Genomic DNA, 24,346 nt, shown 5'->3' with positions numbered 1-24,346 from the left:
ACATAAGGAAAGACCATGAGCTACAAAGACTTCATCAACGACCCGAGCCGCTCCTGCGCCATCGTCGCCCATCGCGGCGCCTGGCATGGCGCGCCGGAAAACAGCCTGGCCTCCATCGAGAACGCCATTGCCGTCGGTGCCGATATCGTCGAAATCGACGTGCGCAAGAGCGCCGATGGCGAGCTCTTCCTGATGCATGACGATACGCTCCTGCGCATGGCCGGCATCGACCGCGATGCGGAAACTTTCACCATGGCCGAACTGCAGGCGATCGCGCTGCGCGAAGACAATGGCGGCGAAGATCGCGCCGTCACCGACCAGCGCATCCCGACCCTGAAGCAGGCCTTCGAAGCCATTCGCGGCCGTATCTTTGCCGATCTCGACCTCAAGGATCGCGGGTTGTTTTCGGAAGTGGCGGCCTGCGCCCGCGAGATGGGCGTCGCATCCTCCGTCGACCTCAAGACCGTCGTGATGAACCGCGCAGACGTCGACTGGGTGCGCGCCCAGACTATCGAAGGCGTGCCCTTCATGGCGATGGCGCAGTTTTCGGCTGGCGATGTCGGCGACAGGCTGGCGCTGCTCTCGGAGCTCAAGCCCTTCATGTGCGAGTTGCGCTTCGACGATCTCAAGACTATCGCAAACAATCAGCAGCTCTTCAGGGATGCCAATATGGCGATCTGGTTCAATACGCTTGACATGGCTGCCAGCGGCGAATGGACCGATCCCAAGGCTCTTGCCGATCCCGACGCCATCTGGGGCCGCCTGATGGATGCCGGCATCAGCACTATCCAGACTGACGAGCCGGCTGCCCTGCGGCACTATATCGAGGCCCGGAAATCGGCACGGAAGCCGGCTAAAGCCCACGTCGCGGGTTGATCCTCTGCCGATACGCGGGCCATCCGCCGCAAGACGAGGTGGCCAGCGTCGGGTTATTTCACCGGCACAACGAGCGGTGACCCCTTGGTGACGATATAGGTCGCCAGTTCCGAGGCCTTGCCAATGCCGACGTTCCTTGCCGAATGGGCAATGCCCGAGGGGATGAAGAGCGACTGGCCGGCCTTGAGTGTCACCGGTTTCCGGCCATCGAGCTGATACTCCAACGAACCTTCGATGACATAGGCGATCTCTTCGCCCGGATGCTGGTGCTTCGGCGCAAAGGCGCCGGGGGCGAAATCGACGCGGACCTGGGCGGCCTGGTGGCCGGGCACGTCGATATCAGCATGGACGAGGTCGGTGCGCTCTATCGGTTGGTCGGCATAGGCAGGCGTCAGTTGCATAGCGCCGGTGGCGAGCAGGGCGCTCATTGCCATGATCTTGATCGCGTTCATTTGCATATCCTTCCGTCAGTTGCTTGCCCCCATGATCGGGCGACAGGGTCATTTGAGCAGAGGGATGAATTGGAAATGTTTCCGCCATCAGGGCTTTTTGTATCGCCATGTATCTGCGCGACCGGTGAGGGATCGAAGCCGTATTCTCCGGCCAGCGCCCTTGGCGGCCAGGCATGCGCAGCCAATGGGGCGGGTGCAGGAATGCCGCGACAACGACCGGAGACGGTGGTAAAATTATATGTTGGTTGCTCGTCTTGTGGGGGATGAGGCATGGGCAAGCTTGCGGAAGGGCCTTCAGTTACGCCGTCTTCTTCCGTGGGAAGGGCCATTGTGGACGAGGTCCGTCAATCGCCCCTTCTCGCGCTCATCGTTTTCGTGCCTGTGGTGCTGGTGCTGGAGCGGCTTATGCCCGACTCGCACACGCTGCTGTTCCTGCTATCGGTCGTGGCGATCATACCTCTTGCCGCTCTCCTGAGCCGGGCAACCGAGGCAGTCGCCGCGAAGACCGGAGACGCGGTCGGCGGACTGCTCAATGCCACGCTTGGGAACCTGACCGAACTCGTCATTTCGCTGGCGGCGCTGCAGGCGGGGCAATATCTGCTGGTCAAGGCGTCAATAGCGGGCGCGATCGTTACCAATACGCTGTTCATGCTGGGCGGCTCCTTCCTGCTCGGCGGGCTCAAGCATCACATTCAGGAATTCAACAGGGTCAATGCGCGCTTTCAGGCCTGCATGCTGTTCCTGGCAACGATCGCGGTTCTTGTGCCATCGCTGCTCAGCGAAGCGGATCAGCCGCCGGCACCCGAGGTGTCGCAGACGCTGAGCCTCGGCCTTTCGATCCTGCTCATCGTCGTCTACGCACTCGGCATGTTCTTTTCGCTGCGCACGCACAAGGAACTTTTCGCCAGCGTCAGCCATGGCGGCGAAGAGGAGAAACACTGGCCGATGACGCTGGCTCTCGTCCTGCTCGTCGTCGTGACGCTGCTGGTGGCGCTGGTCAGCGAGATCTTCGTCGGATCGGTGCAGGTTGCCGCCGAACATCTCGGCATGACGCCGGCCTTTGTCGGCTTCATCGTCGTGGCGCTGGTGGGCGCGGCCGCGGAAATGACGACGGCCTTTTCCGCGGCGCGTGCCGATCGGCTGGATCTCAGCGTCGGCATTGCGCTCGGCAGTGCTGCCCAGATTGCGCTCTTCGTCGCGCCTCTCCTGGTGGTGGTCAGCTATTTCATCGGCCCGGAACCGATGACGCTGCAATTCTGGCGCGGCGCGGTGACAATGATGATCGTTGCCACGCTCGCCGCCACGCTCTTGTCCAATGGCGGACGCGGCGCCTGGTATGCGGGGGTCATGGCTCTGGCGCTTTACGGGATTTTCGCTTTCACCCTGTTCGTCCTGCCGCCGGCAAGTCCGTCCTGATCATTCAACCCGCAAAATGGCAGCCGGGACGCGTGCGTGATGGATTGGCCCGATGGATTGCAGGAGGGGAATGGCAGGGACATGACGACAAAAATCGGCACGACATTTCAATCGAGTACACGGATGAGACGGCTGTTCTTCGCGGCGCTTTTCAACCAGATCCGCATCCTTTGGCCGATTTTTTCCGGCGTGCTGATCGTCATGGTCGGAGCAGGCGCCGTTGTCGGCTGGATCGAGGGCTGGGGCATCGGTGAGAGCCTGTATTTCACCTTCGTCACCGGCCTGACGATCGGCTACGGCGATCTTGCGCCGAAGAGTACGATAGCACGCATCCTATTCGTGCCGATCGGCCTTTGCGGCATCATACTAACCGGCCTTGTTGCCGCCGTCAGTGTGCAGGCGCTCGATGCGGCGGGCCGCACCCGAACCGAACGGGATGATCTCACCGATATCGGATCATAGGGAGTAACGCGGATTGCATCACCTCTTGCCGATCCCACACGACGGGCCGTGTTCGGGCGCATCGTCAATTCCGAGGAGATCACCGTGGATGCTCACGCGCGCCAGAAGGGCCTGTGGCTCTGCTCGTAGGCGGCCTCGCGCGTCATGCCGAAATCCCGGAGGGTCTCGTCGGGCAGCATATCCAGTTCGCGGGCGAAGAGGCGGCGTTCGGTCCAGCGCTCGCGCCACAGGCGGAACGTATCTGTCACGTGCATGATGAAGTTTCCTTTCTCTGTCGGCAAAACTCACCTATTGCTAACGAAGTCTTAAGCGGCGATTTCCACCTGTCTTACTTGTTTGTCATGATTTTATGGCAGTTTCAGACAGCGCAAAAGCGCGTTATCCTGACTGTATCAGTTAGAAAAACTCACATATAAGGACGCCATGGCCCGCAATCTGCCGCCGCTCTCCTATCTTCGGGCCTTCGAAGCCACGGCACGTCTCGGCTCGGTGACACGGGCGGCCGACGAACTGGGGCGCACGCATGGTGCCGTTTCCAAGCAGTTGCAGCTTCTGCAGGAGCAGCTTGAGATCCCCGTGTTCGAGAAATCGGGGACCGGGCTTCGGCTGAACGAGGATGGAGCTGCCTTCTTCGCCACCGTGTCGCGCGCCTTCGATCTGCTGGAAGAGCGCTATCAGGAGCTGAAGGCGAGCCGAAACGAGGCGAGCGTGCATCTTTCCTGCAGCGCCACCTTCGCCATGGTCTGGCTGGTGCCGCGTCTGGCGGAATTCTACAGTCTCTATCCGAATTGCCGCGTGCAGTTGAACATGTCATCGAGCGCGCGTGACGGCGGCTCGAACCGGGCGAGGGACGGCGTGGATTTCACGCTGAGCTGGGATCGCTTGTCGCGACCGCAGGTGAAGGGCGAGTTCGTACCGCTGGCCTCCGTCTCCTTCGGCTTGGTGTCCGCGCCGGATTATCCCTTCAGAATCGATGGTGATAAATTCTTCTTTCCGACCCGCATTTCCCCCGATCATATGAGCGAGCAATGGACGGGCTGGCAGGCGGCGACAGGGCACCGGATCTCGGCGCAGTCGGAGCTTTATTTCCCGCACATGCATCTCTGCGTCAGCGCCGCCGTAACCGGGCTTGGTGTGGCGCTGGTGGAGCGGCGCTTTGCGCTCGCCGAGCTGAAAAGCGGCAAGCTGGTGCAGCGATCCGAATTCCTGACCTACGAGGGTGGTTTCGTGGCGATCATGAAGCCCGGCCGGGCGCTCTCGCCGGCGGCAAGCCATTTCCTAGACTGGCTGCGCGGCGCCTTCATGCGGGAGTAGATGGGTTTCGGCTCAGCGAAGAAACAGGTTCCGTGCAGACCAGATGCAGAGGGCCGCGGCGATCAGCCAGATGATGATGATCGCGATAAGCCCCGAACGGCTGACCGGGCGCTGCGCCCGTTGGGTGGCCATGTCCCGGAATTCCGCCATCAGCGGCTCCGGAATGAGGCGGATGGCGATGAGAATGCCGAACGGGACGATGATGAGATCATCGAGATAGCCGAGCACAGGCACGAAATCCGGGATGAGATCGACGGGCGAAAGTGCGTAGGCAGCAACCGCACCGGCGACGATCTTGGCCACAACAGGCGTGCGGCTGTCGCGCGCGGCAATCCAGAGTGCGACCACATCGCGTTTCACGGATCGCGCCCATTGTCTTGTCGCTTTCAGCCATTCGCTCATTCTTGCGCGGCTTAGAACTTCACCTTGAGCCCAAGCATCGGTCCCTGCTGGACCACGTCGAAGACGAATCCGTCGTTGCTGTAATCGACCCCGAGTGCGCGGTAACCGGCAAGCGCCGAGACGGTATCGTTGAAGTTGTAGCCGATCGCCGCGGCGACGTCCCAATCGAGGTCGGCACCGCCGGCACCGACAAGCCCCCAGCCGGTCAGGTAGATTTCCGGGGTGATGGAATAGGTCCCCTTGAAACCGGCCATGCCATCGACCCAGGTTGCCTCATCGGTGGCAGAACGTCCGTCGAGAACGCCGCCGCTGAAGGACAGTTCGCTTTTGACGGACCACACGCGCGCGCCGCCGACAATGTCGAGCCGCGCTGCATAGTCCTCGTAGACCGAGTAACCGGCACCAAGCAAGCCTGCGAAGGTTTCGGACGAGAGTTCGACGCCAGTCGCCAAAATCCCCCTCGGCGTGCCCGACTGACCTGATATCTTCAAATAGATTGCATCGCCGAAGATGCTGTACGGCCCGTAACGGGCTTCCCCCATCGCCATCGCACCGAAATCGAAGTGGTCGAGGATGTCGTTGAAGCTGGCATCGACATGAGCTTCCGGCAGTCCGAACTGGGCAATGTCGCCCGACAGTCCTGCCGCCCAGAAATAAGGCACGAATGCAAAGGTCCAGCCACTTTCGGTCTTTATCGGCTGCACTTCCGGCGTCATCGGGGATTGGATGTCCGCGGCGAGGGTGCTGCCGGTGATGAAACAGATTCCGATGCAGACCAGAGTTCGAATGACAGAAGATCTCATTGGCTCCCCCACAAATCTTCAGCGCGCGATGAATGCCGAATCCCGCCCTGATAGCCTCGATCATGATCGTGGCCTCAGATTTTTCAAAATATTTTCGACTGCTAATATTTTCGGTTGCCGGCGGCATTTTATTAACGTGGCTTGATTGCCACAGTCGATGTCCGTTCTGTTCGCATTTGCCCGCATCTCCCGAATAGGCGTAGGTGATCATGGGAAGCGAAAAGCCCAGCTCCGGCGCTATGGCTGCGAAGCTGCCATATTGCCCTGGAGCCAGAAACCGACGCCACTGCTCATCGGCGCGAGCGGCGATACAGGATATCAGGAACGCGAAAGTGAGCGTGGCGGGTTCGAGGCAATTCGCCCTATCAATGCAGCATCAAGCCGGCTCAATAACAGGTCGTCACCGCTTGGCCGTAGGCATCGTAGACGGTCCGGCAGCCGGTCGACGCCGCCGCACCGACGGCGACGGCTCGGCGTGTGGTCCGCCTTGCCACGCCGGCATAGCTCATCGGCGTCGCCGGCCGACCGATACGCGCCTCAGCCTTGCCGACCCAGGTCTCGGGATTCGACAGAGAGGCATTGTCGGCCATGAGCAGAGCGCTGAGGCCGACCATGCCAGCGATCATCGTTTTCGTGATGCTCATTGTTGCGCTCCTTCCGTCGCGGCAGGCGGCACCTCGTCGAGAGCCGAAAGGTCCTTGATGTCCACCTTCGAGCCCGCGCCATCGACCTTGAATTCAAACGCCGCATTCCCGATTGCCGCACCTGGCTTCCAATCCCGGACCTCGACCGTGTATTGCGGCGAGCCGGTCACCGTCTTGCTGGTGATCACCATCTTGCAGGGGATCGGTTCCGGACCTGTTCTGACCCAGAGCTGCCAATCGGTCTCATTGTTCCTGAAGGCGAGGTGTTCGCACTCGACACCATCGATGACGCCCTGGCCGATGTATTTTGCGGCCAGCACGTCTGCGCTCAAGGCGCCATAGACATCGCTCAAGAGCAGATCAACGCCCGGCGCGCCGATGCCGAACTCGTGGCGCATGCGATCGACCAGGGCGTCAATCGTCCCACCGGCGCTCGCCTGCGCATACTTCTTGTTGTCGATGTCATGGATCGTCAGCGTGGTCCCGTCGAAGATCATCTCCACAGCCGCATAACCGCCAACACGCTCCGCTCTCAGTTTGTCGGGACGCTTCAACTGCAGGGTCGTCGAACTGTCGAACTGGATTTTCTCGAGTTCCGGCGTGATCACCTCGATGCTCGAGTTGAACTTCGCCGAGATCGCCGACTGTCTTGCCAGATAGTCCGACATCGACTTGAGAATGGCCTTGGGATCGGTTTTGCCGCCGTTCGCAAACGACGGCACGACTGCAACGCTTGCCAAGGCAAAGGCTATGATTGCCCTGCGAGCCGTCCGCAACCCCAGGAACTGTGCGAGAAAAGGCCTATCTGTGATGCCATTGCAATATCGCATCATCCCCCCCTTTAAAGGAATAGCCCAATTACACCTTCACCCCAGGCGTCAGTACCTACGCCCCGAAGCTGGGCCGCTCCTCAGCGAAGAATATCGCACTAACCGGAATTAAAATAAGTATTTTCTAATATATTCATCTGCCCGATATCATCGTCATTGACGCAGATCAAGGTCGTCAGCGCTTTGCGCCTATTTTGCGATATCCCGGGTCGAGTGCCGGGAGCAGAAGAAACTCAGCCTGGCGCCATGCTGAAATATGTTGCCGGGACAGGCGTAAATGTTTTCTGTTTGTTCTTTTTCGCCGTCACGTTACATTGCTCTCGCGCGCGACGCCAATTTTCGCGAAAAAGGAGTTTGCATGAAGGCGGTTTTGTTTGGGATTTTCTTGCTGGTCGCCGGGAATGCATCTGCTTCCTGCGATCTGGTTTCGGCTCCGTGTTCTACCGACAGTTCAGGCAATACCTATATCAGAGAGCAGAATCTCGGTGGCGGCTACAATACGTACCGAAACGGAGATCTCTATTCACAGACGCATCAGCAGCTCAATGGCACCTATCGAGAGACCTATTCGAGCGGCGGCTACCGGACTTATTACAGCGATCCCAATCGCCGCGAACCTTATCAGGAGGATCCGAAGGGCACGATCGGCCGCTGAGGAAGCCGATCCTCCTGCAGCACACTTTGGGGAGTCGCGACGACGGCACTATTGCTGTTGAAGCGGGCCGTGCATCCGCTCCACACCTTGCTGCTGGAATGCTCTAGTGATGCTTGAAATACTGCACCTCGCGCTCATGCTTTTCAGCCGCTTCCCGGGTCTTGAAGGTGCCAAGGTTCTTGCGCTTGTGCGTCTTCGCATCGGGTTTGCGGGAATAGAGACGATATTCACCTGACTTCAGTTTGCGGATCATCTGAACCTCCTGTGCTGAGGGGTAAATCCCCGCAGCCTTATCCGGTTCCGGCTTGGCAGGACGATCTTTCTCAAGGTCACCGCACGGCGACAATGGGCCTGAGCGCGTCGATCAGCTCGGTGGAACCTCTGCGGACATCGGGCGCATTCGGCTCGACGTCGATGAGGCCGCCCCGGCCGTGAACCTCGTAAAGCTCGGTCAGGAGATCGGCGGCGCTGGCGCTCATCACCCGACCCAGGCTTACCCGCCACAGCGAGCGGGGCAGGGCTTCAACCGCGTTCGTCGTCGCAATCAGATGATCGCTTCGATCAGAAACGGCCCGCCGCGCTTGAGCGCGCTGTCGAAGAGATCGGCAAATTGCTCGCAGCTGTGCGCGCCGGCGGCATCGACGCCCATGCCTTTGGCGATCAATACCCAGTCCCAGGCAGGGTGATCGAGGTCCATCATCCGGCGGGCGTTTTCGCCGATTCCGTTGACGCCGACATTGCGCATCTCGGCATGAAGCACGGCATAGGCGCGGTTGGCGAAGATGATCGTCACCACGTCGAGATTTTCACGCGCCTGCGTCCACAGGCCCTGCACCGTGTACATGGCGCTGCCATCTGCCTGCAGATTGATGACCTTCCGGTCCGGACAGGCGATTGCGGCACCCGTCGCAAGCGGTATGCCACAGCCGATCGAGCCGCCAGTGTTCATCAGGTAGTCGTGCGGCGCCGAGCCGGCTGAAAGTTCGAAGAAGCGGCGGGCCGAGGTGATCCCTTCGTCGCAGACGATGGCATTGTCGGGAAGTCTTTCCGCCACCATCACGGCGATCGCATCTTCGGTCAGATGCCCGAAGGGAGTGATATGGTCGGAAGCGGCACTTGCCCTTGGCAGAGGCTGCGACGGCCTGACGCTCAGTTCGTCCCTGAGTGCCTCCAGCGCGCCTTTCAGATCCTCGCCATGCCTTGCAAGGGTCAGAACCTTGCAGCCTTTGCGCACCAGCCGTCCGGGCTTGCCCGGATAGGCAAAGAAGGCGACAGGCTCGGGCGCGCCAACCAATACCAGCACATCGATATCGGCCAGCAGATCCAGGGCGGCGTCGATCGGGTAGGGGATGCGGGTCACGGCGACACGGCCGCGGCCACGCTCGACCCTCGGCAGTTGCATCTCGCTGAAGAGACGAACATCCCTGGCGGCTGCAATCGCACCCGCAATCTCCAGGCAGTCGGCGCGGGCAGCCGCACCGCTGACGAGAATTCCGGCCTCTCCGGGCGTGTCTCTGATGGCGGCGGCAACCTCGCGCACGCTATCCATGTTAACGGCATGAGGCTCCGGCCGCGACAGCCTGATCGGCTGCTCCGCCTCGACATCGCCCCAGGCAGCATCTGCCGGCAGGATGAGCGTTGCCACACCGGGCGGTGACATTGAGGCACGGTAGGCCGCCTCCGTCGCGCCGGCAATTTCTTCCGGGCTGCGGATACGGTGCACCCACTTGGACATCGCGCCTGCCAAGCTCTCGATGTCAGATGTCAGCGGCGCGTCGAGGGGAAGATGATAGGAGGCATGATCGCCGACGATGTTGATGACCGGTACTCTGGCGCGGCGGGCATTGTGGAGATTGGCAAGGCCATTGGCGAGCCCCGGCCCGGTGTGCAGCAATGTCGCCGCCGGGTGATCGGTCATGCGCGCATAACCATCGGCCGCGCCCGTCACCACGCCCTCGGAGAGACCGAGAACGCAGCGCATTTCGGGCTTGCGGTCGAGGGCGGCCACGAAATGCATTTCCGACGTGCCGGGATTGGCAAAACATACCCTGACATCGTTTGCCAGGAGCGTATCACACAGGCTGTCCGCACCATTCATGGCAGTTCCCTCCCGCTTACTTCAGCCTTGCACGGGAAGAACATAAGCACAACCTTGAATAACGCGTCGGCACGCTTTCGTGACAGAGCGGAAAGCCTTCCTCACAGGCATTGGATGAACATTTTTTCAGGCCGGCGCGAGATGGTCCAGAAGGCTGCGCGCGTGGACCGACAATTCCGCCCGTTCCGCCGTGCAGACCAGCAATTGGCGCGTGGCCCAGTCATCCGAGAGGCGGAGAACGACAATCCCGGATGATCGCCCGGCGCGGCGGGCGGCCGTTTCAGGCACGATGCCGATACCGATATCGGCACCCGCCAGCCGGCAGATGGCCCCGAAATCGCGCAGCCGCACGCGGGTCTTCAGCCTGATGCCGATACGGCCCGCCTGCGCATCGATATGATCCTGCAGGGCGCCGCCGGCGAGACCGATGAAATGCTCATCGACGAGGTCGGTGAAACTGACGCTGCTCTCTCGGGCCAGAGGATGGCCTTTGCTGACAACGGCGACGAGCCGGTCCATGGCGAAAGGTCTCACCGCCAGCCCGGCCATATCCGCCGCAGCAGAGAGGATGCCGATCTCGGCATGACCCGCCGCCACGCTTCTGGCAATCTCGACGCTCTGCCGTTCCTTCAGTTGCAGATCCACCTGCGGGTTGGCGGCCATCCAGGATGCGAGCCGTTCAGGCAGATGTTCCGATATGGCAGCCGTGTTGGCGAGAATGCTGATCGTCGAGCGCAGCCCCCGCGCATATTCGCCGAGTTCGCCACGCATCCGCCTGATCTGGCCGAGAATCACGCGGGCATGGTGGGCGAGCGCTTCCCCGGCCTCCGTTGGCGAGACGCCGCGCCGGCCGCGTTCCAGCAGGATGACTTCGCCGAGCGCCTCCATGTCGCGCAGCCGTTCGCTCGCAGCGGCAAGCGAGAGCCCCGCATCTGCCGCTCCATGGGTGATGCTGCCGGCATCGACGACGGCCAGGAAGAGGCGAAGGTCGGTCAGATCAAAACGCATTTTGCCACAATAAGGCATCTCCTGCCTTCGGGCCAGCCGAAGGCTGGCTGGGGAACTTCCGCATTGTCCATGGCCTCGAAGCTGCTACCGAAGCGGCATGTCCGAGCTTTCCATCACCTTCCTGTCAGCAATCACCGCCACCTTCTTTGCCGCCGGCCTCGTCAAGGGTGTCACCGGCATGGGACTTCCGACGGTCGCCATGGGCATATTGGGCGTTTTGACCTCGCCGCTGACGGCGGCAAGCCTGCTGATCGCACCGTCGTCGGTCACCAATCTCTGGCAGTTGTTTGCAGGCCCGAGCTTCGTTCCGCTTCTGCGTCGGTTCTGGCCGATGATGACAGCCGTCGTTGCGGGAACGATGCTTGGGTCGGCATGGCTTGCGAGCGGCGATACCGGCGCTACGACCAAAGGGCTTGGCGCGACGCTGGTATTCTATTCCGCCTATGCGCTCTTTGGCCGTCCGCTCCGCGTGCCGGCGGCGATGGAGCCATGGCTTTCGCCCGTCATCGGTGCGGCGACGGGCTTCGTCACGGGCAGCACAGGCGTTTTCGTTGTCCCGGCCGTGCCTTATCTGCAGGCGCTCGGGCTTGCGAAGGATGATCTGGTGCAGGCGCTCGGCCTGTCCTTCACCGTCTCCACGGTTGCGCTTGCAGCCTCGCTCGGCCTGCGCAACGCTTTCGAAGGGGGCAATCTTGCGCTTTCAGTCCTCGCGATCCTGCCGGCACTGGCGGGCATGTGGACCGGGCAGGTGCTGCGCGATCGGATTGCGCCGGCCACCTTCCGCCGCGGGTTTCTCGTCTGCCTTCTGCTGCTCGGCGCAGAGATGTGTCTGTGGCCGCGCTGAGGCCGTCGACTTTACGGTGTCGCACCGGTCACCTTGCACTCGAAGGGATCGCGCAGGACGGCACCGGTGAAGTGCGCAGAGCGTCTGCGTCCTCCCTTTTTGGGTAAAAGGGAGGACGCTTGTGAACAGGCTTCTCTGTTACCGCTGACGATTGTCATGCAGGCCGTTCGGAAACGCTCGTTTTCCACTTGATGAGGTGCTTCTCGGCGATGTCCAGGATGCTGTCGATAATAAGGACAAAAACCGCCAGGATCAGGATGCCTGCGAAGACGCCGACCGCATCGAAATTGCCTTCTGCTTGGGCGATGAGGTAGCCAAGACCAGCGGAAGAGCCAAGATATTCGCCGATGATCGCTCCAACGACGGCAAAGCCGACCGATGTGCGCAGGGAGGAGAGGATCCAGCTCGCGGCTGCCGGGAAATAGACGTGGCGGAGCAGATCCGACCGCCTGGCCCCTAGAATGCGGGCGTTCGACAGCACCACCGGGTTCACTTCCCGGACGCCTTGCAAGGCGTTGAAGAACGTGACGAAGAACACCAGCGTCACGGCGAGCGCCACCTTGGACCAGAGACCGAGACCGAGCCAGAGGACGAAGATCGGCGCAAGTACGACTCGAGGAATCGCGTTCAAGCCCTTGATGAAGGGGTCCAGAATACGCGCGGTCGAACGGCTGAGACCGAGCCAGACGCCTGCTGCTACACCAAGTGCCGTACCGACCAGATAGCCGAGCACGGTTTCCGTCAGGGTGATGGCGACATGGCTATAGAAGCTGGTGTCCACCACCCAGGATGCGACCTGATTGAAGATGTCGACCGGAGCCGGAAAAAAGAAGACGTCGATGAAGCCGACCTCGACACCCAGCTGCCAGCCTCCGACAATTGCTACCAAGAGCACGATTTGGATAAGGCGTTCAGTCATGGCGTTCATAGCTTTTCTCCACTTCGCCGCGCAGCGACGACCAGATGTTGCGATAAAGATCCATGAAGCGCGGATCGAGCTTGATTTCCGCGACATCGCGAGGGCGTTCGAGATCGACGGGGAAGCTGTCGATCACGCGCGAACGCGGTCCCGCAGCAAGCACCACGACCCGATCACCGAGAGCAATTGCCTCCTCGAGGTCGTGCGTGATCATCACGACCGCGCGTCTTTCTTCCTGCCAAAGCCGCAACAGTTCGTTCTGCATCAGATGGCGGGTATGGATATCGAGCGCGGAGAAAGGTTCGTCCATCAGAATGACCTTGGGACCGGTGATCAGCGCCTGGGCCATCTGGACGCGCTTGCGCTGTCCGCCTGAAAGCTGGTGGGGATAGCGATGCTCGAACCCTTTCAGCCCGACTTTCGCCAGCCATCTCATCGACTGCTCGCGACGTTCGGCAGTACCGACACCCTTGAACATGGGTCCGAGCTCCACGTTCTCGATTGCGGTCTTCCACGGAAGCAATGCATCCTGCTGAAAGAGATAACCGATGTCGTTCTGAACCCCGCGTACCGGCTGACCGTCGATCGATACGGTGCCATCAGCAGGTTTCAGCAGGCCGGCGATTGCATTGAGTATTGTGCTCTTGCCGCAGCCGGTTGGACCAACGATGGCGAGGAACTCACCATCGGAGACTTTCAAGTTCACATCCTGCACGGCCACGTAGGCGCCAAAGGCCATGGTGACCGCGTCGATGGAAACCATCGGCTTTGCTTGATGCGGACTGTCCGTCGGGGCTGCGGTTTTTACTACGGCCAATGCCATGACCTCCTCCTGTCAGTTGGCTGCGACGTTCGGGACCTTGCCGACGAACTCGTTCGTGTAGGTTTTCGTAAGGTCGATTTCGGCCGCCGCGACTTTTTCGTTGAAGCTCTTCAGAACGGCGAGGGGAATCTTGATATCCTCCTCGTTGATGCGCCCGTCCTTCGAGAAGATCGCTTTCGCGTTCTCGACCGCCTTGACGTAGGTGTCACGATCGCCGGAAATGAACTCCTTCGGCAGCTTGTCGACGATCTCCTCCGCCGAGTGGCTATTCATCCACTCGAGCGCTTTGACCGTCGCATTCGTGACCTTCTGGATGGTCTCCGGATTTTCCTCGATATAGCTCTGCGTGGCATAGAGAACGGAGGTCGGGTAAATCCCGCCATAGATCGCCTTCGCACCGTCGTCGCTGCGCCCGTCGATCAGGATCTTGCCGACGCCCTTGGCCTCGATGAAGGTCGCTGCCGGGTCGTAGTTGACGAGGAGGTCGACCTTGCCCTGCTCAACGGCCGCGACAGCGGCAGATCCTGAGCCAACGCCGATCAGCGAGACGTCGTCGGCGGACAGGCCGTGGCGCTGCAGATAATAGCGGACGAAGAAATCGGAAGACGAGCCCGGCGAGGTGATGCCGATTTTTGCGCCTTTGATCGTTTCCGGTTTTGCCGGATCGAAAGTGCTGTTCTTGCCGCCAGCCAGCACGAGCCCTGAATTGCGGGCGAGCTGTACGAACGCCACGACAGCCTTCTTCTGCGATTGCATCTGGATCGTATGGTCGTAGAAGCCGACGGCAATATCCGTCGAGCCGGCAACAAGCGCCTGAAGCGTCTTCGACCCGCCCGATGCGAAGTTTTCGACGGTCACCTCCAGGCCTTCCTTTTCATAAAGGCCGAGCCCCTGGGCGACCGGAAAGGGAAGATTGTTGAGGTTGTAAGAGCCGACGCTGATGCGGACCGGATCCGCAAATGCGGAACCGGCAAACGCGACGGTTGCCGCGAGGGCGAGCATGAGTTTGCGCATGATATTCTCCTCCTGTTGGTGGCGCCCTCCCGGCGGCCACGGTTATTATGCCGCGTAACCCAGTCGCGCGACAGGTTTTGCGAATACGTGTCCTTCAAACAGCCGGCGGGCGGTGCGAAGGATTCCGGCGACGACCTGGCCGTCCCTCTCATACAGTTTGACGTCCAGGTGACCGCTTGGGTGTTCTATGGAAAGAACGACTGGAGGGGTACGCCTGCCGATCAAAAGCGAAGCGACCGTATCCTGGCTGATACAGGCTGTGGCGATTCCTACGGCGCCGGTGGTTGCCAGCGACGGATGACATTGATGCGGCATGAAATACCGTACGCTGATGTCACCTCCCGACTTTGGCCGGGAAATGAGAACCGGCTTCGGCGTTACCTGATTGCGCACGTCGCCGAGGCCCATCCGTTCGCCAGCAGCGATACGCAACTTTTCCAGCCGCGTCAGCAATTCCTCATCAGCATTGAGTTCAGCCGCCGATTCCGAGCCGGTTGCGCCGATCGCGGCGGCCTCGATCAACATCATCGGCATTGCGCAGTCGATGCAGGTGACAGCAACGCCATCGATCAGGTCGACGGGCCTGCCAGTGGGAAAGAGCTGCCCGGTACGAGCCCCGGCTGCGTCCATGAAGGTCAGTGCGATCGGCGCTGCACGTCCGGGCACGCCATCGATTGCAGCATCACCGAGATAGGAGACGCTGCCGTTTGGAGTGGGAACCTCGGCCTCGATCAGCTTGCCGGTGTTGACATTATGGATCCGGACGAGCGTCGTTTCTCCGCGAACCGGGACGAGTCCGGCTTCGATGGCAAACGGGCCGACCGCAGCCAGCATGTTGCCGCAGTTCGGGGAGGTGTCGACAATCTGTTGGTCGATCCGCACCTGTGCAAAGAGATAATCCACGTCGGCGCCGGCAATGCCGGCAGGCCCGACGATCGCCACCTTGCTCGTGACCGGATTGCCGCCGCCTATGCCGTCGATCTGCAGCGGATGACCCGAGCCCATGATGGACAGCAGGATCTCGTCACGCTGACCGGCAGTCGCGGGAAGATCGCTTGCCAGGAAAAACGGACCCTTCGAGGTGCCGCCTCTCATCAATACGCAAGGGATCGCCAACAGGTCGTTCATCGCTTGTGCTTCCATCAGAATTATGTCATCGCCGTATCAATCGGCACCGTTTGATCCAATTATCGGAACAGGCGTTTATTTGTGAAATGCTAAAAATCGGGGGATTGATGCGTCATGAGCATTAATTGCGAGATCCTTGACCTTCGCGCGTTCCTGAGCGTCGTAGAGCTGGAGAGTTTTCATCGCGCCGCCGAGGCCTTGCATCTGTCACAGCCCGCGTTGAGCCGCCGCATTCAAAAACTGGAGCAGGTTGTCGGAGCGCCGCTCCTGGAGCGGACAACCAGGCATGTCAGCGCCACGGCTCTCGGTACAGAGTTCGTGCCGCTCGTCCGGCGTATGCTGGAGGAGTTCGATGGCTCTCTGTTTGCTGTTCGTGACGTTGGACCCAATCGGGGCGGATTGGTAACGATCGCATGCCTCCCCACCGCGGCATTCTACTTCCTGCCTACAGTCATCAGACAGTTCAACGAGGAGTACCCGAACATCCGCTTTCGCATCCTCGACTTGCCGGCGACCGACGGTCTTCAAGCCGTGGCACGCGGGGAGGTTGAATTCGGCATAAATATCATGGGCACGTCGGATCCGGACCTGACCTTCGAGCGGCTCGCGGAAGACCCGTTCGTGCTTGCAGCCCGCAAGGATCACCCTCTTGCAGCAAAACCATGGGTCGGGTGGGCGGAACTGGAGCCCTATCATCTGATCACGGTTCACCGATCAAGCGGCAACAGAACGCTGCTCGATGCAGCACTGGCAAAATCGAACATCAAGCTTCGCTGGTTCTACGAGGTAACCCATCTGTCCACCTCCCTCGGGTTGGTGGAGGCAGGCCTCGGGATTTCCGTACTGCCGAGAATGGCTACCCCAAGAGAAGACCATCCGTTTCTGATCACCCGCCCGATCCGCAATCCCGAGATATCACGCACGATCGGCGTGGTTCGCCGTCGCGGCGGCACCCTGTCGCCGGCAGCGGAGCGTTTTCTCAAGATGTTGATTGGTGTGTGGGGAAATGATTGAAAGACGCTGAGAAATCGGCAGCCGCAAAACCGGAAGTCTCAGTTCCGCCGACTTCTCGCCGACAAGTCCCGCACGGGAACGATTCCTTTCCGTTCAACAAGGGTTTGAGAATGATCAAGACAATGACGATTGCGGCCGCCACACTGCTGTTGACGGCTCACTATGCCGGCGCCTCCAGCGATGCCGCCTGGAATGCACTGTTTGCCAAGGTGAACGGCACGTGCATCGGCCAATCCGGCATGGATACGCCCGAAGCGACCGCTCCGATCGTGTTCGATGACGCCACGGGCAAGGTCGCCGTTCTGCTGCGAGGCTCGATGGGCAAGGGCAAGAGCCGGGTCAAGAACGTCAACCTGATCTGCCTTTACGACAAGAAAACCGGCAAGGCCTCGATCCAGGAATATCGCTGGCTCGGCCGGTGATCCGACGGCACCGCTGCGAAAACTCGCGGCCTATGCCGGCTGCCGGGATTACACTACGCGCGCCAAGGCCTGCCAGGCTTTTCAGAAGGCCGATGCCGACCAGTTGGCGCATTTTGCTGCGGCACACCGAGCGGGACCGGCGGTTAAAAACGGCCTCTTACGCAGCCAGCCGAATCGCGATCGCACCCGCCAGCGAAGCTGCACGATCGGCAATATCGCGGCGACGGGCAGAATGGTCCACCCGGCGAGATCGCGAAGGAAGTCCACGACGACAGCTCCGGTTCCGGCCGCTCATTGCTTCCTGGTGAAGACACCGAGATTGTAAAGCTGGACGCGCCTGTTATTGGCGGCCTCCGATTTCGAGCCCTCGATCGGGAAATATTCGCCGACCCCGACGGCATAAAGGCGACTCGGATCGATGGCGAAGGTGGTCGAAAGAATCTCCTTGATCGCCTCGGCCCGCTGTTGGCTGAGGTCTAGATTGTGCTGGTCGGTGCCGGTCGAACTCGTATGGCCGACGACGAGGAACTTGTAGGCCCAGAGGTTCGGGTGATGCAGCGCATCGGCGATCATGCCCAGCGTGCGGTAGGATTCCGGTTCGATGGCGACGGAATCGTTCGCGAAGTCGATCTCGACCACCATCTGCGGCAGGCGCGCGACCTTGCTCCAGTTCGGCAGGCCGGACATCTGTTTTCCGGACCCGGTCAGTGCCTCCTGTCTCAGCAGTTCGACGTCGACGATGGGCGCTGCCCCCTGAAGCTTTCCAAGACCGTTGATGATCCGCTCCTGGGAGACTTGCTGCGCAAGCGCAAGAGCGGGCAAGAGGAGGGCGGCAGCAAAGCCGGCGAGGGCGATTTTTCTTGACATCATGACCTTACCTCCAGCCTGCATCCGATATCGCCTGATTGCACCGGGCACTGATCGTTTTCTGCTTTTTGGCCAGGCATGCGAGAATGTAGCCGTCGCCGACGACGCCATTGCAGCGCCGCGCCATGTCGGTGGCGCAGACCTTGCTGTAGGCCGTCTGCGCCTGCTCCCGCTTCTGGATCGATGCCGCAACACTCGCAAGCGTGGATGTGCAGGTTGGCGAGACTTTGCCCGCATTCTGGGCGAGGCAATCGGCGATCCTGTTATTGCCGAGGTTCAGCCCCTTGCAGAGCTTCTTGATATCGGCGCCGCAATCCTTCGCGAGCACGGTGATCGCATCGGCATAGCTGATCGTGTCTGCCTTCGCCGCACCCGTCCAGCCGATGATGGCGATCGCCGCCGCGCCAGTCAGTCTCCATACTCCACGCATGCACAAGCCCTCCTGTTGCGGCGCCGGAATGGCGCCCCCTCGGGACTATTGAATGCAGATCAGGAGAGTTCGGATAAGTACGTTACCGTAAACTCGCTGTAAATCGGCAGGTGAGGGGAGTTACGAGCTAGCCCGCCGATAGAGCGCCAAGGACCCGGCAAGCGTCAGCAAGGCACTGCCGCAGATCCGGTCGAGCCAGAGCGCGCCCGATTTCCGGAGCAGCCGGACGGCCTGCGAGCCAAGAGCCGCGTAGCCGAACATGACCATGAAATCGATGGCGGCGAAGACGAGGGCGAGAATGGCATATTGCTCGACCTGCGGACCCGAGGGATCGATGAATTGCGGCAGGAAGGCCGAGAAGAACAGATAGCCCTTCGGGTTGGTGACGGCGACGAGAAAACTCTTCAGGAAGATCGTCACAACTGAGCCGGATGCGTTCCCGCTTTCAGAGCGCAGCGAGACGTCAAACGTTCCCTTCGAACGCAGCAGCATCACACCCAGGAAGGCGAGGTAGCAGACGCCGACCCATTTGACGACGGTGAACCAGAATTCCGAGGCCGCGAGCAGGGCGCCAAGACCCAATGCGACTGCGCCGATCAACACGAAGTCGGACATGACAGCACCGATCATGCCCGATATCGCCCGGCGCACTCCGAATTTCGAGCCGTTCGCCAGGGCGAGAAGCACGGTCGGGCCGGGCGTGGCGATGCCGATGAATGCCACGAGCGCAAATGCAAGAACCGTCATTTCAGTCATGTCGTCCTCCTCCGTGTCGGGAATCGAGTTATGGCATTCGCCTGACATTTGCGGAAGGGCCTTCAATCAAAGCCAATATCCTGCTCCGGATCGAAGCAAAGAGTTCTGTATCCCGGCCATTTACGGCGCCGTTTACTGTAACGTACTTCCGGATATACGCCCTTTATGTTTCGGTCGGGTCGCTCAGCAGGTCCGAGTACATTGGCCATCTTGGTCTCGCCAAAGATGCGCCGGCGTAAATCGAGGTCCTGCCGGGTTCTTCATTTCGTTCGGGGGGAAACGCACATGACAATCCAGTTTGGGATCAAACGCCTGTTGCGAACGCCTATGTCGTTCGTCTTCCTGTCAATTGCTTCGATGGCCATTCCGGCCGCACCTGAGGCCGGGGCCGCCTCCCTGACGGAGGAGGAGGCGCGTCAGATCGGCATCGAGGCCTATGTCTATTTTTATCCGCTGATAACGATGGACATCACCCGCAAGCAATTGACCAACATGGAACCGAAGGAGGGGGCAATCGGCGGTCCGCCCAACCGGTTCATCAATATCCGCGCGTTTCCGACGGCGGACATGAAGGCCGTGGTCCGGCCGAATTTCGACACGCTCTATTCGAGCGGCTGGCTCGATCTGACGACGGAGCCGGTGGTGGTTACCGCGCCGGATACCGGAGGCCGCTATTACCTACTGCCGATGCTGGACATGTGGACGGATGTGTTCGCCGCGCCGGGCTGGCGAACGACCGGAACATCGGCCGGAAATTTCCTGATCGCACCGCCCGGCTGGAGGCCCGAGCTTCGCGACAGGTTCGATGAATTCAAGCTGCCTGATGGGACCGAACGGATCGACGCTCCGACGCCCTATGTCTGGATCATCGGGCGCACCAAGACCGATGGCCCCGATGACTACGATGCCGTTCACAAGATCCAGGACGGCTACAAGATCACGCCGCTGTCGCAGTGGGGCAAAGACGCCAAGCCGGCCGAGGTCAAGATAGACCCTTCCGTCGACATGAAGACGCCGCCTAAGATGCAGGCCGATACGGCTTCGGCGGAAGACTATTTCGCTTACGCTGCCGAACTCCTGAAACTTCATCCGCCGCACAGCACCGATCAACCGATCATTGCCCGCATGAAGCAGATCGGTATCGAGCCCGGCAAGAGCTTTGACCTGTCCAAGGCCGATCCCATCGTTCAGAAAGCGTTGAAGACGGCACCTCAGGATGCGCAGGCGCTCATGGGCTGGAAGCTGAAGACATTGGCACGCGTGGTCAACGGCTGGTCGATGAACACCGACACGATGGGCGTCTATGGCAATTACTACCTGAAACGAGCGATCGTGGCGCAACAGGGACTTGGCGCCAATCTGCCCGAAGACGCCATCTATCCGTTGAACCTTGCGGATGAAACCGGCAACCCGCTGGACGGACGAAGCAATTACACCATCCATTTCGAAAAGGAGGCGATTCCGCCGGTCAACGCTTTCTGGTCGGTCACCCTCTATGACAGCGACGGCTTCCAGGTCGCCAACCCGCTTAACCGTTTCGCGGTCAGCAGCTGGATGCCGTTCCAGTATAACGCCGACGGCTCGCTCGACCTTTATTTCCAGACCGAAAGCCCCGGGAAGGATAGGGAATGGAACTGGCTGCCGGCGCCGAACGGCCCGTATAATCTGACGATGAGGCTCTATGCGCCGAAGGGTAGCGCGCTGATCGGCAAGTGGAACCCGCCGCCGGTGACGCGTGCGGCTCCAGCGGCTCCGCTCGCTGCTCAGTGATAAGGCGAAGCGCACCGGAGGCTTTGCGGGCACGCGACGCAACAGGCGCGTCCCGCCAAGCCTTTCTTTTCCATCGATAGTTCGTCCCGCATCGAAGCATTTTGCGGCCGCAGCCGTTAAACAGGCGGTCGGTTTTGCACGAGGGAAAGCGACTGCGATGGAAAAGACGGCAACGATGACAACGGAGCTGGCGCTGCTTCTGGCGCTTTCGACGCTCTGGGGAGCCTCCTACACGTTCATCAAGATCGGCGTCGAAACCATTCCGCCGGTCACGCTGGTGGCAGCACGGACATTCATCGCCGGCGCGCTGCTTCTCGCCATCATCCGCTGGCTTGGCCTCAAGCTGCCCCGCGAGCGAAAAGCATGGACCTGCTTCCTGTTTCAGGCCTGCCTCAACAGCGTCCTACCCTTCACACTGATTGCCTGGGCCGAGCGGACGACCGATGCCGGTCTTGCGGCCATCCTGAATTCCACGACGCCGATCTTTGCCTTTCTGATCACGGCACTGATCACCCGGCATGAGGCCCTGACAGGCCGCAAGCTGTTCGGCGTGTCCTCGGGATTGATCGGAACCGCCTTAATCATCGGCGTCGGTGCGCTCGGCAGCATCGGACAGGCGCTCACCGCGCAGCTTGCGATCGTGACCGCCACGATCTGCTATGCGGGTGCCGCAGTCTTCGGCCGGAATTTCAGGGGGCTTGACCCCATGATGCCGGCTGCCGGCTCGCTGATATCGGGGGCGGCAATCCTGATCCCGGTCAGCGTCATCGTCGATCATCCCTGGACTTTGCAGCCGAGCCTCCATTCGCTGCTAGCGCTCCTTGCTCTCTCCGTCTTCTCGACGGCACTCGCCTTCGTGATCTATTTCCGTCTCGTGCAGACGCTCGGTTCGGTGGGTGCCACGGCCCAGGCCTATCTCAGGGTGCCGATCGGCGTTGCAATCGGTGTCGTCTCCCTCGGCGAAACGCTGTCTTCCACGGCAGTGCTTGGTCTTGCCTGCGTCATGGCCGGTGTCATCGCCATGACGCTGCCCGCCCGAACGCGGATCCGTCAGGCTGTCTGATCCATGCCGCCAAGACCACAAAATCTGCAACGGCTTATTCGACTGACATCGAAAATCACCTGTTGTCATCGTGCTGTCATTAATGATGAGGTACGGGGGCGGAGCAACGGGAAATATTGGCGTGGATGCAAAGGAAATGACTGGGGAGAAGACGGCGGCTCCATCGGCAGGTACGCCTGCGGAGGTCTTCGGCGCCTTCCTGAAGCTTGGCCTCACGTCGTTCGGCGGACCGATCGCGCATCTCGGCTATTTCCGCGACGAGCTCGTGACGCGGCGCAAATGGATTGACGAGAAGGGCTATGCCGATCTCGTTGCCCTCTGTCAGTTTCTTCCCGGTCCCGCATCGAGCCAGGTCGGCTTTGCCATGGGCCTGCTGCGCGGCGGGCCGCTGGGGGCGCTTGCGGCGTGGAGCGCATTCACGCTTCCGTCTGCCCTGATCCTCCTCATCTTCGCGACCGCCGCCACCGCGCTCGACAATCCCGCCGGGCAGGGCCTGCTGCATGGATTGAAGCTCGTCGCCGTGGCGGTGGTGGCACAAGCCGTCTGGGGCATGGCACGATCGCTGACACCCGACAGGCCGCGCGGCGGCATCGCGCTGGCCGCGATTTTCATGGTGACAGCAGGAGGGACGCTCGGCCAGCTCGCAGCCATCGTGCTGGGTGCCGTTTCAGGGCTCGTCCTTTGCCGCGGGGCCGCGGTCGAGCCGCGGACAGGTTTTTCGTTCGGAATATCGAGATCTGCAGGCGTCATCTGTCTGCTGGCGTTCCTGCTTCTGCTGTTCGGATTGCCGCTCATCGCTTCCATCATGGATTCGCAGGGGCTGCGCCTTTTCGATGCCTTCTATCGCTCGGGTGCGCTGGTATTCGGTGGCGGACATGTCGTCCTGCCGCTGCTCGAGGCGGAGGTCGTGCGGTCGGGCTGGGTTTCGGAAAACGCGTTTCTCGCCGGTTACGGCGTTGCACAGGCGGTACCCGGTCCGCTCTTTACGTTTTCGGCCTATCTCGGAGCCGTGATGGGGCCGTCTCCCAACGGTATCGCTGGCGCAGCTATCTCTCTGGCCGCCATCTTTCTGCCCGGCTTTCTGCTGCTGCTCGGCACCCTGCCTTTCTGGGACAGGCTCAGCACCTATCCACTGGCCCAGGCGGCCATGCGTGGCGCAAATGCAGCCGTGGTCGGCGTACTGGGGGCGGCCCTCTACAATCCGGTGTGGACAAGCGCGGTCCTGACATCGACCGATTTTGCCCTTGCCCTGTCAGGCTTCCTTCTGCTGGTCGTCTGGAAGGCGCCGCCATGGATCGTCGTGCTGCTGATGGCAGCAAGTGCGATCCTGCTGCAGCTTTCCGCCTGATGGCTGGAACGAGACGTGGTTTCGCCGGGGAGCAGCGCGCGATGGCCTGCCTCGTGGTCAACGACCAGTGACACTGGCCTGCGGCTGTCTTATCGGGTGGGCGGAGCCGAAACTGGTTTGGGGTTCGATCAGGTCGTAATCAGCTTCCGGCCCAAATCGGGCCAGCTTGCCCGTTCGGGTGCCGCTCACAGCCGCAGGCTGTCGTCGAGCCAGATCCGGAAACCGCCGCGGAAGGCGTTGTCATTGTTGCCGCGCCGGCACTTCGGCGGCAATTCCTTGAGCCGTTCGACATTGCCGCCGCCGATGACGATGTAATCGGGCAGCAGGGCAGCATTCAGGCGATCGGCGACGTCGAAGACCGACTTTCTCCATTTGCCTTTACCGCGGCCTTCCAGGCCGCGTTCGCCGACATAATCTTCGAATGTCGCCTTCTTGTAGGGCATGTGCGCCAGTTCGAGCGGCATGCAGACGTTTTCGGCGATCATGGCCGAGCCGAGACCGGTGCCGAGGCCGAGGAAGAGCATGCGGCCGGCCTCGTAGCTGCCGATCGCCTGCATCAGCGCGTCGTTGACCATGCGCACGGGCTTGCCGAGGGCTGTCTCGAAATCGAAACCCTTCCATCCCGGCCCGAGGTTGAACGGATCGGCCGCCGGGCGATGAGCGGCGACAGGGCCGGGATAGCCCATGGCGACGAGGTCATAGTGCCAGTCGGCGGTGAGATCGCTGAGCGTGTCCACCATCCTGGCCGCCGTCATCTTCGACCCTGAAACGACCGAGCGTCGCTCGCTGCCGCTGCTGAGTTCCGCTTTCACATGCGAGCCGCCAATATCGACGGCGAGCACGATGCGGCCGGCAGATGCTGCCGCCTTCGGCTTGCTGCGCTCGCTTGTCTGTTTTGCTTCAGATGCTTCCGTCATGTCAGCCATGCCTGACGCTCCTCCCGGGCAATGCCCGCTTCAGCTCCCCGCGCGATCCTATCCGGCACAAG

The 24,346-nt window shown here is 61.0% G+C and carries 29 protein-coding genes; 11 read left to right on the top strand and 18 right to left on the bottom strand.

The features are described 5' to 3' along the window. The first annotated feature begins 15 nt into the window (after positions 1-15). On the top strand, positions 16-876 hold the full coding sequence (locus tag ACK9YZ_RS09630; protein WP_416066406.1) for a glycerophosphodiester phosphodiesterase family protein: 861 nt from the start codon (positions 16-18) through the stop codon (positions 874-876). 53 nt (positions 877-929) lie between these two features. Here ACK9YZ_RS09630 and ACK9YZ_RS09625 read toward each other — a convergent pair whose 3' ends face one another. Further along, entirely contained in the window at positions 930-1,310 is a 381-nt protein-coding gene (locus ACK9YZ_RS09625) for a cupin domain-containing protein (RefSeq protein WP_416066713.1), read from the bottom strand. Positions 1,311-1,598: 288 nt separating this feature from the next. Here ACK9YZ_RS09625 and cax point away from each other — a divergent pair, with 288 nt between their 5' ends. Together cax and ACK9YZ_RS09615 are read left to right on the top strand one after the other, a co-directional pair. Beyond that, entirely contained in the window at positions 1,599-2,744 is a 1,146-nt protein-coding gene (cax, locus tag ACK9YZ_RS09620) for a calcium/proton exchanger (protein ID WP_416066405.1), read from the top strand. An 81-nt stretch (positions 2,745-2,825) separates the two neighbouring features. Further along, complete coding sequence (locus tag ACK9YZ_RS09615) at positions 2,826-3,206, top strand: potassium channel family protein (RefSeq protein WP_416066404.1); 381 nt, start codon at positions 2,826-2,828, stop codon at positions 3,204-3,206. 92 nt (positions 3,207-3,298) lie between these two features. On the opposite strand, the gene ACK9YZ_RS09610 is transcribed toward ACK9YZ_RS09615, so the two are convergent. Continuing rightward, the gene (locus ACK9YZ_RS09610) at positions 3,299-3,460 is read right to left on the bottom strand and encodes a DUF1127 domain-containing protein (protein ID WP_416066403.1); all 162 of its coding nucleotides are present in this window, start codon (positions 3,458-3,460) and stop codon (positions 3,299-3,301) included. Between the two features lie 169 nt (positions 3,461-3,629). Between ACK9YZ_RS09610 and ACK9YZ_RS09605 the strand changes: the two genes are divergently transcribed. Then, the gene (locus ACK9YZ_RS09605) at positions 3,630-4,520 is read left to right on the top strand and encodes a LysR substrate-binding domain-containing protein (RefSeq protein ID WP_416066402.1); all 891 of its coding nucleotides are present in this window, start codon (positions 3,630-3,632) and stop codon (positions 4,518-4,520) included. Positions 4,521-4,532: 12 nt separating this feature from the next. Here ACK9YZ_RS09605 and ACK9YZ_RS09600 read toward each other — a convergent pair whose 3' ends face one another. The 4 genes from ACK9YZ_RS09600 to ACK9YZ_RS09585 form a co-directional block, all read right to left on the bottom strand. After that, the gene (locus ACK9YZ_RS09600; protein ID WP_216758371.1) at positions 4,533-4,922 is read right to left on the bottom strand and encodes a YkvA family protein; all 390 of its coding nucleotides are present in this window, start codon (positions 4,920-4,922) and stop codon (positions 4,533-4,535) included. An 11-nt stretch (positions 4,923-4,933) separates the two neighbouring features. Beyond that, the gene (locus ACK9YZ_RS09595; protein ID WP_416066401.1) at positions 4,934-5,725 is read right to left on the bottom strand and encodes a hypothetical protein; all 792 of its coding nucleotides are present in this window, start codon (positions 5,723-5,725) and stop codon (positions 4,934-4,936) included. 386 nt (positions 5,726-6,111) lie between these two features. After that, a complete protein-coding gene (locus tag ACK9YZ_RS09590; RefSeq protein WP_416066400.1) occupies positions 6,112-6,369 on the bottom strand; it encodes a hypothetical protein in 258 nt (85 codons plus the stop codon). After that, on the bottom strand, positions 6,366-7,109 hold the full coding sequence (locus ACK9YZ_RS09585; RefSeq protein ID WP_416066399.1) for a DUF2092 domain-containing protein: 744 nt from the start codon (positions 7,107-7,109) through the stop codon (positions 6,366-6,368). Before ACK9YZ_RS09585 ends, ACK9YZ_RS09590 begins: the two co-directional genes overlap by 4 nt. Before the next feature lie 448 nt (positions 7,110-7,557). On the opposite strand from ACK9YZ_RS09585, the gene ACK9YZ_RS09580 reads away from it, so the two are divergent. After that, entirely contained in the window at positions 7,558-7,854 is a 297-nt protein-coding gene (locus ACK9YZ_RS09580) for a hypothetical protein (RefSeq protein ID WP_216758368.1), read from the top strand. Positions 7,855-7,957: 103 nt separating this feature from the next. Here ACK9YZ_RS09580 and ACK9YZ_RS09575 read toward each other — a convergent pair whose 3' ends face one another. The 4 genes from ACK9YZ_RS09575 to ACK9YZ_RS09560 all read right to left on the bottom strand — a co-directional run bounded on the left by ACK9YZ_RS09575 (position 7,958) and on the right by ACK9YZ_RS09560 (position 10,960). After that, positions 7,958-8,107 carry a hypothetical protein gene (locus ACK9YZ_RS09575; protein ID WP_113308362.1) on the bottom strand — a complete coding sequence of 50 codons (150 nt, stop codon included), beginning with the start codon at positions 8,105-8,107 and terminating at the stop codon, positions 7,958-7,960. 76 nt (positions 8,108-8,183) lie between these two features. Next, positions 8,184-8,333, bottom strand: a complete 150-nt coding sequence (locus ACK9YZ_RS09570; RefSeq protein WP_416066398.1) for a hypothetical protein — start codon at positions 8,331-8,333, stop codon at positions 8,184-8,186. A gap of 65 nt (positions 8,334-8,398) precedes the next feature. Continuing rightward, positions 8,399-9,952, bottom strand: coding sequence for an acetolactate synthase large subunit (locus ACK9YZ_RS09565; protein WP_416066397.1), 1,554 nt, complete (start codon positions 9,950-9,952; stop codon positions 8,399-8,401). 126 nt (positions 9,953-10,078) lie between these two features. After that, on the bottom strand, positions 10,079-10,960 hold the full coding sequence (locus tag ACK9YZ_RS09560) for a LysR family transcriptional regulator (protein WP_216758365.1): 882 nt from the start codon (positions 10,958-10,960) through the stop codon (positions 10,079-10,081). A 97-nt stretch (positions 10,961-11,057) separates the two neighbouring features. Here ACK9YZ_RS09560 and ACK9YZ_RS09555 point away from each other — a divergent pair, with 97 nt between their 5' ends. After that, a complete protein-coding gene (locus tag ACK9YZ_RS09555) occupies positions 11,058-11,804 on the top strand; it encodes a sulfite exporter TauE/SafE family protein (RefSeq protein ID WP_416066396.1) in 747 nt (248 codons plus the stop codon). Positions 11,805-11,958: 154 nt separating this feature from the next. Here the strand turns inward: ACK9YZ_RS09555 and ACK9YZ_RS09550 are convergent, their stop codons facing one another. The 4 genes from ACK9YZ_RS09550 to ACK9YZ_RS09535 are packed head-to-tail and all read right to left on the bottom strand — an operon-like array spanning position 11,959 to position 15,688. Continuing rightward, positions 11,959-12,732, bottom strand: coding sequence for an ABC transporter permease (locus ACK9YZ_RS09550; protein ID WP_416066395.1), 774 nt, complete (start codon positions 12,730-12,732; stop codon positions 11,959-11,961). Next, complete coding sequence (locus ACK9YZ_RS09545; protein ID WP_216758362.1) at positions 12,716-13,546, bottom strand: ABC transporter ATP-binding protein; 831 nt, start codon at positions 13,544-13,546, stop codon at positions 12,716-12,718. The genes ACK9YZ_RS09550 and ACK9YZ_RS09545 overlap by 17 nt, the downstream gene beginning before the upstream one ends. Positions 13,547-13,558: 12 nt before the next feature. Continuing rightward, positions 13,559-14,560 carry an ABC transporter substrate-binding protein gene (locus ACK9YZ_RS09540; RefSeq protein ID WP_416066394.1) on the bottom strand — a complete coding sequence of 334 codons (1,002 nt, stop codon included), beginning with the start codon at positions 14,558-14,560 and terminating at the stop codon, positions 13,559-13,561. 45 nt (positions 14,561-14,605) lie between these two features. Further along, positions 14,606-15,688: a 4-oxalomesaconate tautomerase gene (locus tag ACK9YZ_RS09535; RefSeq protein WP_416066393.1), complete on the bottom strand. Its 1,083-nt coding sequence runs from the start codon at positions 15,686-15,688 to the stop codon at positions 14,606-14,608. A 114-nt stretch (positions 15,689-15,802) separates the two neighbouring features. On the opposite strand from ACK9YZ_RS09535, the gene ACK9YZ_RS09530 reads away from it, so the two are divergent. Both ACK9YZ_RS09530 and ACK9YZ_RS09525 read left to right on the top strand, forming a co-directional pair. Then, entirely contained in the window at positions 15,803-16,702 is a 900-nt protein-coding gene (locus tag ACK9YZ_RS09530; RefSeq protein WP_183804536.1) for a LysR family transcriptional regulator, read from the top strand. A 110-nt stretch (positions 16,703-16,812) separates the two neighbouring features. Next, the gene (locus ACK9YZ_RS09525) at positions 16,813-17,124 is read left to right on the top strand and encodes a hypothetical protein (protein ID WP_416066392.1); all 312 of its coding nucleotides are present in this window, start codon (positions 16,813-16,815) and stop codon (positions 17,122-17,124) included. Between the two features lie 291 nt (positions 17,125-17,415). Here ACK9YZ_RS09525 and ACK9YZ_RS09520 read toward each other — a convergent pair whose 3' ends face one another. From ACK9YZ_RS09520 to ACK9YZ_RS09510, 3 genes are all read right to left on the bottom strand, one after another. Next, positions 17,416-17,994 (bottom strand): OmpA family protein, encoded by a 579-nt coding sequence (locus ACK9YZ_RS09520; RefSeq protein WP_416066391.1) that lies wholly within the window; start codon positions 17,992-17,994, stop codon positions 17,416-17,418. A 4-nt stretch (positions 17,995-17,998) separates the two neighbouring features. Beyond that, entirely contained in the window at positions 17,999-18,421 is a 423-nt protein-coding gene (locus ACK9YZ_RS09515) for a hypothetical protein (protein WP_416066390.1), read from the bottom strand. Positions 18,422-18,541: 120 nt separating this feature from the next. Continuing rightward, positions 18,542-19,177, bottom strand: coding sequence for a LysE family translocator (locus ACK9YZ_RS09510; protein WP_416066389.1), 636 nt, complete (start codon positions 19,175-19,177; stop codon positions 18,542-18,544). 327 nt (positions 19,178-19,504) lie between these two features. On the opposite strand from ACK9YZ_RS09510, the gene ACK9YZ_RS09505 reads away from it, so the two are divergent. The 3 genes from ACK9YZ_RS09505 to chrA all read left to right on the top strand — a co-directional run bounded on the left by ACK9YZ_RS09505 (position 19,505) and on the right by chrA (position 23,358). Further along, positions 19,505-20,947 (top strand): DUF1254 domain-containing protein, encoded by a 1,443-nt coding sequence (locus ACK9YZ_RS09505; RefSeq protein WP_416066712.1) that lies wholly within the window; start codon positions 19,505-19,507, stop codon positions 20,945-20,947. Between the two features lie 157 nt (positions 20,948-21,104). Then, positions 21,105-22,010: a DMT family transporter gene (locus ACK9YZ_RS09500; protein WP_416066388.1), complete on the top strand. Its 906-nt coding sequence runs from the start codon at positions 21,105-21,107 to the stop codon at positions 22,008-22,010. A 136-nt stretch (positions 22,011-22,146) separates the two neighbouring features. Beyond that, positions 22,147-23,358, top strand: a complete 1,212-nt coding sequence (gene chrA, locus ACK9YZ_RS09495; protein WP_416066711.1) for a chromate efflux transporter — start codon at positions 22,147-22,149, stop codon at positions 23,356-23,358. Positions 23,359-23,543: 185 nt separating this feature from the next. On the opposite strand, the gene ACK9YZ_RS09490 is transcribed toward chrA, so the two are convergent. Beyond that, positions 23,544-24,284, bottom strand: a complete 741-nt coding sequence (locus tag ACK9YZ_RS09490; RefSeq protein WP_416066387.1) for an ROK family protein — start codon at positions 24,282-24,284, stop codon at positions 23,544-23,546. Positions 24,285-24,346 lie beyond the last annotated feature (62 nt).

This window comes from Rhizobium sp. ZK1, from assembly GCF_047782645.1.
GTDB lineage: Bacteria > Pseudomonadota > Alphaproteobacteria > Rhizobiales > Rhizobiaceae > Rhizobium.
Note: the sequence above shows the minus strand (reverse complement) of the source record. Positions and strands in the feature narration are given on the sequence as shown.

Excerpts from the sequence above, each read along its gene's own strand:
- ACK9YZ_RS09630 (WP_416066406.1), top strand. The coding sequence starts at position 16 with ATGAGCTACAAAGACTTCATCAACGACCCGAGCCGCTCCTGCGCCATC.
- ACK9YZ_RS09625 (WP_416066713.1), bottom strand. The coding sequence starts at position 1,310 with ATGGCAATGAGCGCCCTGCTCGCCACCGGCGCTATGCAACTGACGCCT.
- cax (WP_416066405.1), top strand. The coding sequence starts at position 1,599 with ATGGGCAAGCTTGCGGAAGGGCCTTCAGTTACGCCGTCTTCTTCCGTG.
- ACK9YZ_RS09615 (WP_416066404.1), top strand. The coding sequence starts at position 2,826 with ATGACGACAAAAATCGGCACGACATTTCAATCGAGTACACGGATGAGA.
- ACK9YZ_RS09610 (WP_416066403.1), bottom strand. The coding sequence starts at position 3,460 with ATGCACGTGACAGATACGTTCCGCCTGTGGCGCGAGCGCTGGACCGAA.
- ACK9YZ_RS09605 (WP_416066402.1), top strand. The coding sequence starts at position 3,630 with ATGGCCCGCAATCTGCCGCCGCTCTCCTATCTTCGGGCCTTCGAAGCC.
- ACK9YZ_RS09600 (WP_216758371.1), bottom strand. The coding sequence starts at position 4,922 with ATGAGCGAATGGCTGAAAGCGACAAGACAATGGGCGCGATCCGTGAAA.
- ACK9YZ_RS09595 (WP_416066401.1), bottom strand. The coding sequence starts at position 5,725 with ATGAGATCTTCTGTCATTCGAACTCTGGTCTGCATCGGAATCTGTTTC.
- ACK9YZ_RS09590 (WP_416066400.1), bottom strand. The coding sequence starts at position 6,369 with ATGAGCATCACGAAAACGATGATCGCTGGCATGGTCGGCCTCAGCGCT.
- ACK9YZ_RS09580 (WP_216758368.1), top strand. The coding sequence starts at position 7,558 with ATGAAGGCGGTTTTGTTTGGGATTTTCTTGCTGGTCGCCGGGAATGCA.
- ACK9YZ_RS09575 (WP_113308362.1), bottom strand. The coding sequence starts at position 8,107 with ATGATCCGCAAACTGAAGTCAGGTGAATATCGTCTCTATTCCCGCAAA.
- ACK9YZ_RS09570 (WP_416066398.1), bottom strand. The coding sequence starts at position 8,333 with ATGAGCGCCAGCGCCGCCGATCTCCTGACCGAGCTTTACGAGGTTCAC.
- ACK9YZ_RS09565 (WP_416066397.1), bottom strand. The coding sequence starts at position 9,952 with ATGAATGGTGCGGACAGCCTGTGTGATACGCTCCTGGCAAACGATGTC.
- ACK9YZ_RS09560 (WP_216758365.1), bottom strand. The coding sequence starts at position 10,960 with ATGCGTTTTGATCTGACCGACCTTCGCCTCTTCCTGGCCGTCGTCGAT.
- ACK9YZ_RS09555 (WP_416066396.1), top strand. The coding sequence starts at position 11,058 with ATGTCCGAGCTTTCCATCACCTTCCTGTCAGCAATCACCGCCACCTTC.
- ACK9YZ_RS09550 (WP_416066395.1), bottom strand. The coding sequence starts at position 12,732 with ATGAACGCCATGACTGAACGCCTTATCCAAATCGTGCTCTTGGTAGCA.
- ACK9YZ_RS09545 (WP_216758362.1), bottom strand. The coding sequence starts at position 13,546 with ATGGCATTGGCCGTAGTAAAAACCGCAGCCCCGACGGACAGTCCGCAT.
- ACK9YZ_RS09540 (WP_416066394.1), bottom strand. The coding sequence starts at position 14,560 with ATGCGCAAACTCATGCTCGCCCTCGCGGCAACCGTCGCGTTTGCCGGT.
- ACK9YZ_RS09535 (WP_416066393.1), bottom strand. The coding sequence starts at position 15,688 with ATGAACGACCTGTTGGCGATCCCTTGCGTATTGATGAGAGGCGGCACC.
- ACK9YZ_RS09530 (WP_183804536.1), top strand. The coding sequence starts at position 15,803 with ATGAGCATTAATTGCGAGATCCTTGACCTTCGCGCGTTCCTGAGCGTC.
- ACK9YZ_RS09525 (WP_416066392.1), top strand. The coding sequence starts at position 16,813 with ATGATCAAGACAATGACGATTGCGGCCGCCACACTGCTGTTGACGGCT.
- ACK9YZ_RS09520 (WP_416066391.1), bottom strand. The coding sequence starts at position 17,994 with ATGATGTCAAGAAAAATCGCCCTCGCCGGCTTTGCTGCCGCCCTCCTC.
- ACK9YZ_RS09515 (WP_416066390.1), bottom strand. The coding sequence starts at position 18,421 with ATGCGTGGAGTATGGAGACTGACTGGCGCGGCGGCGATCGCCATCATC.
- ACK9YZ_RS09510 (WP_416066389.1), bottom strand. The coding sequence starts at position 19,177 with ATGACTGAAATGACGGTTCTTGCATTTGCGCTCGTGGCATTCATCGGC.
- ACK9YZ_RS09505 (WP_416066712.1), top strand. The coding sequence starts at position 19,505 with ATGTCGTTCGTCTTCCTGTCAATTGCTTCGATGGCCATTCCGGCCGCA.
- ACK9YZ_RS09500 (WP_416066388.1), top strand. The coding sequence starts at position 21,105 with ATGGAAAAGACGGCAACGATGACAACGGAGCTGGCGCTGCTTCTGGCG.
- chrA (WP_416066711.1), top strand. The coding sequence starts at position 22,147 with ATGACTGGGGAGAAGACGGCGGCTCCATCGGCAGGTACGCCTGCGGAG.
- ACK9YZ_RS09490 (WP_416066387.1), bottom strand. The coding sequence starts at position 24,284 with ATGGCTGACATGACGGAAGCATCTGAAGCAAAACAGACAAGCGAGCGC.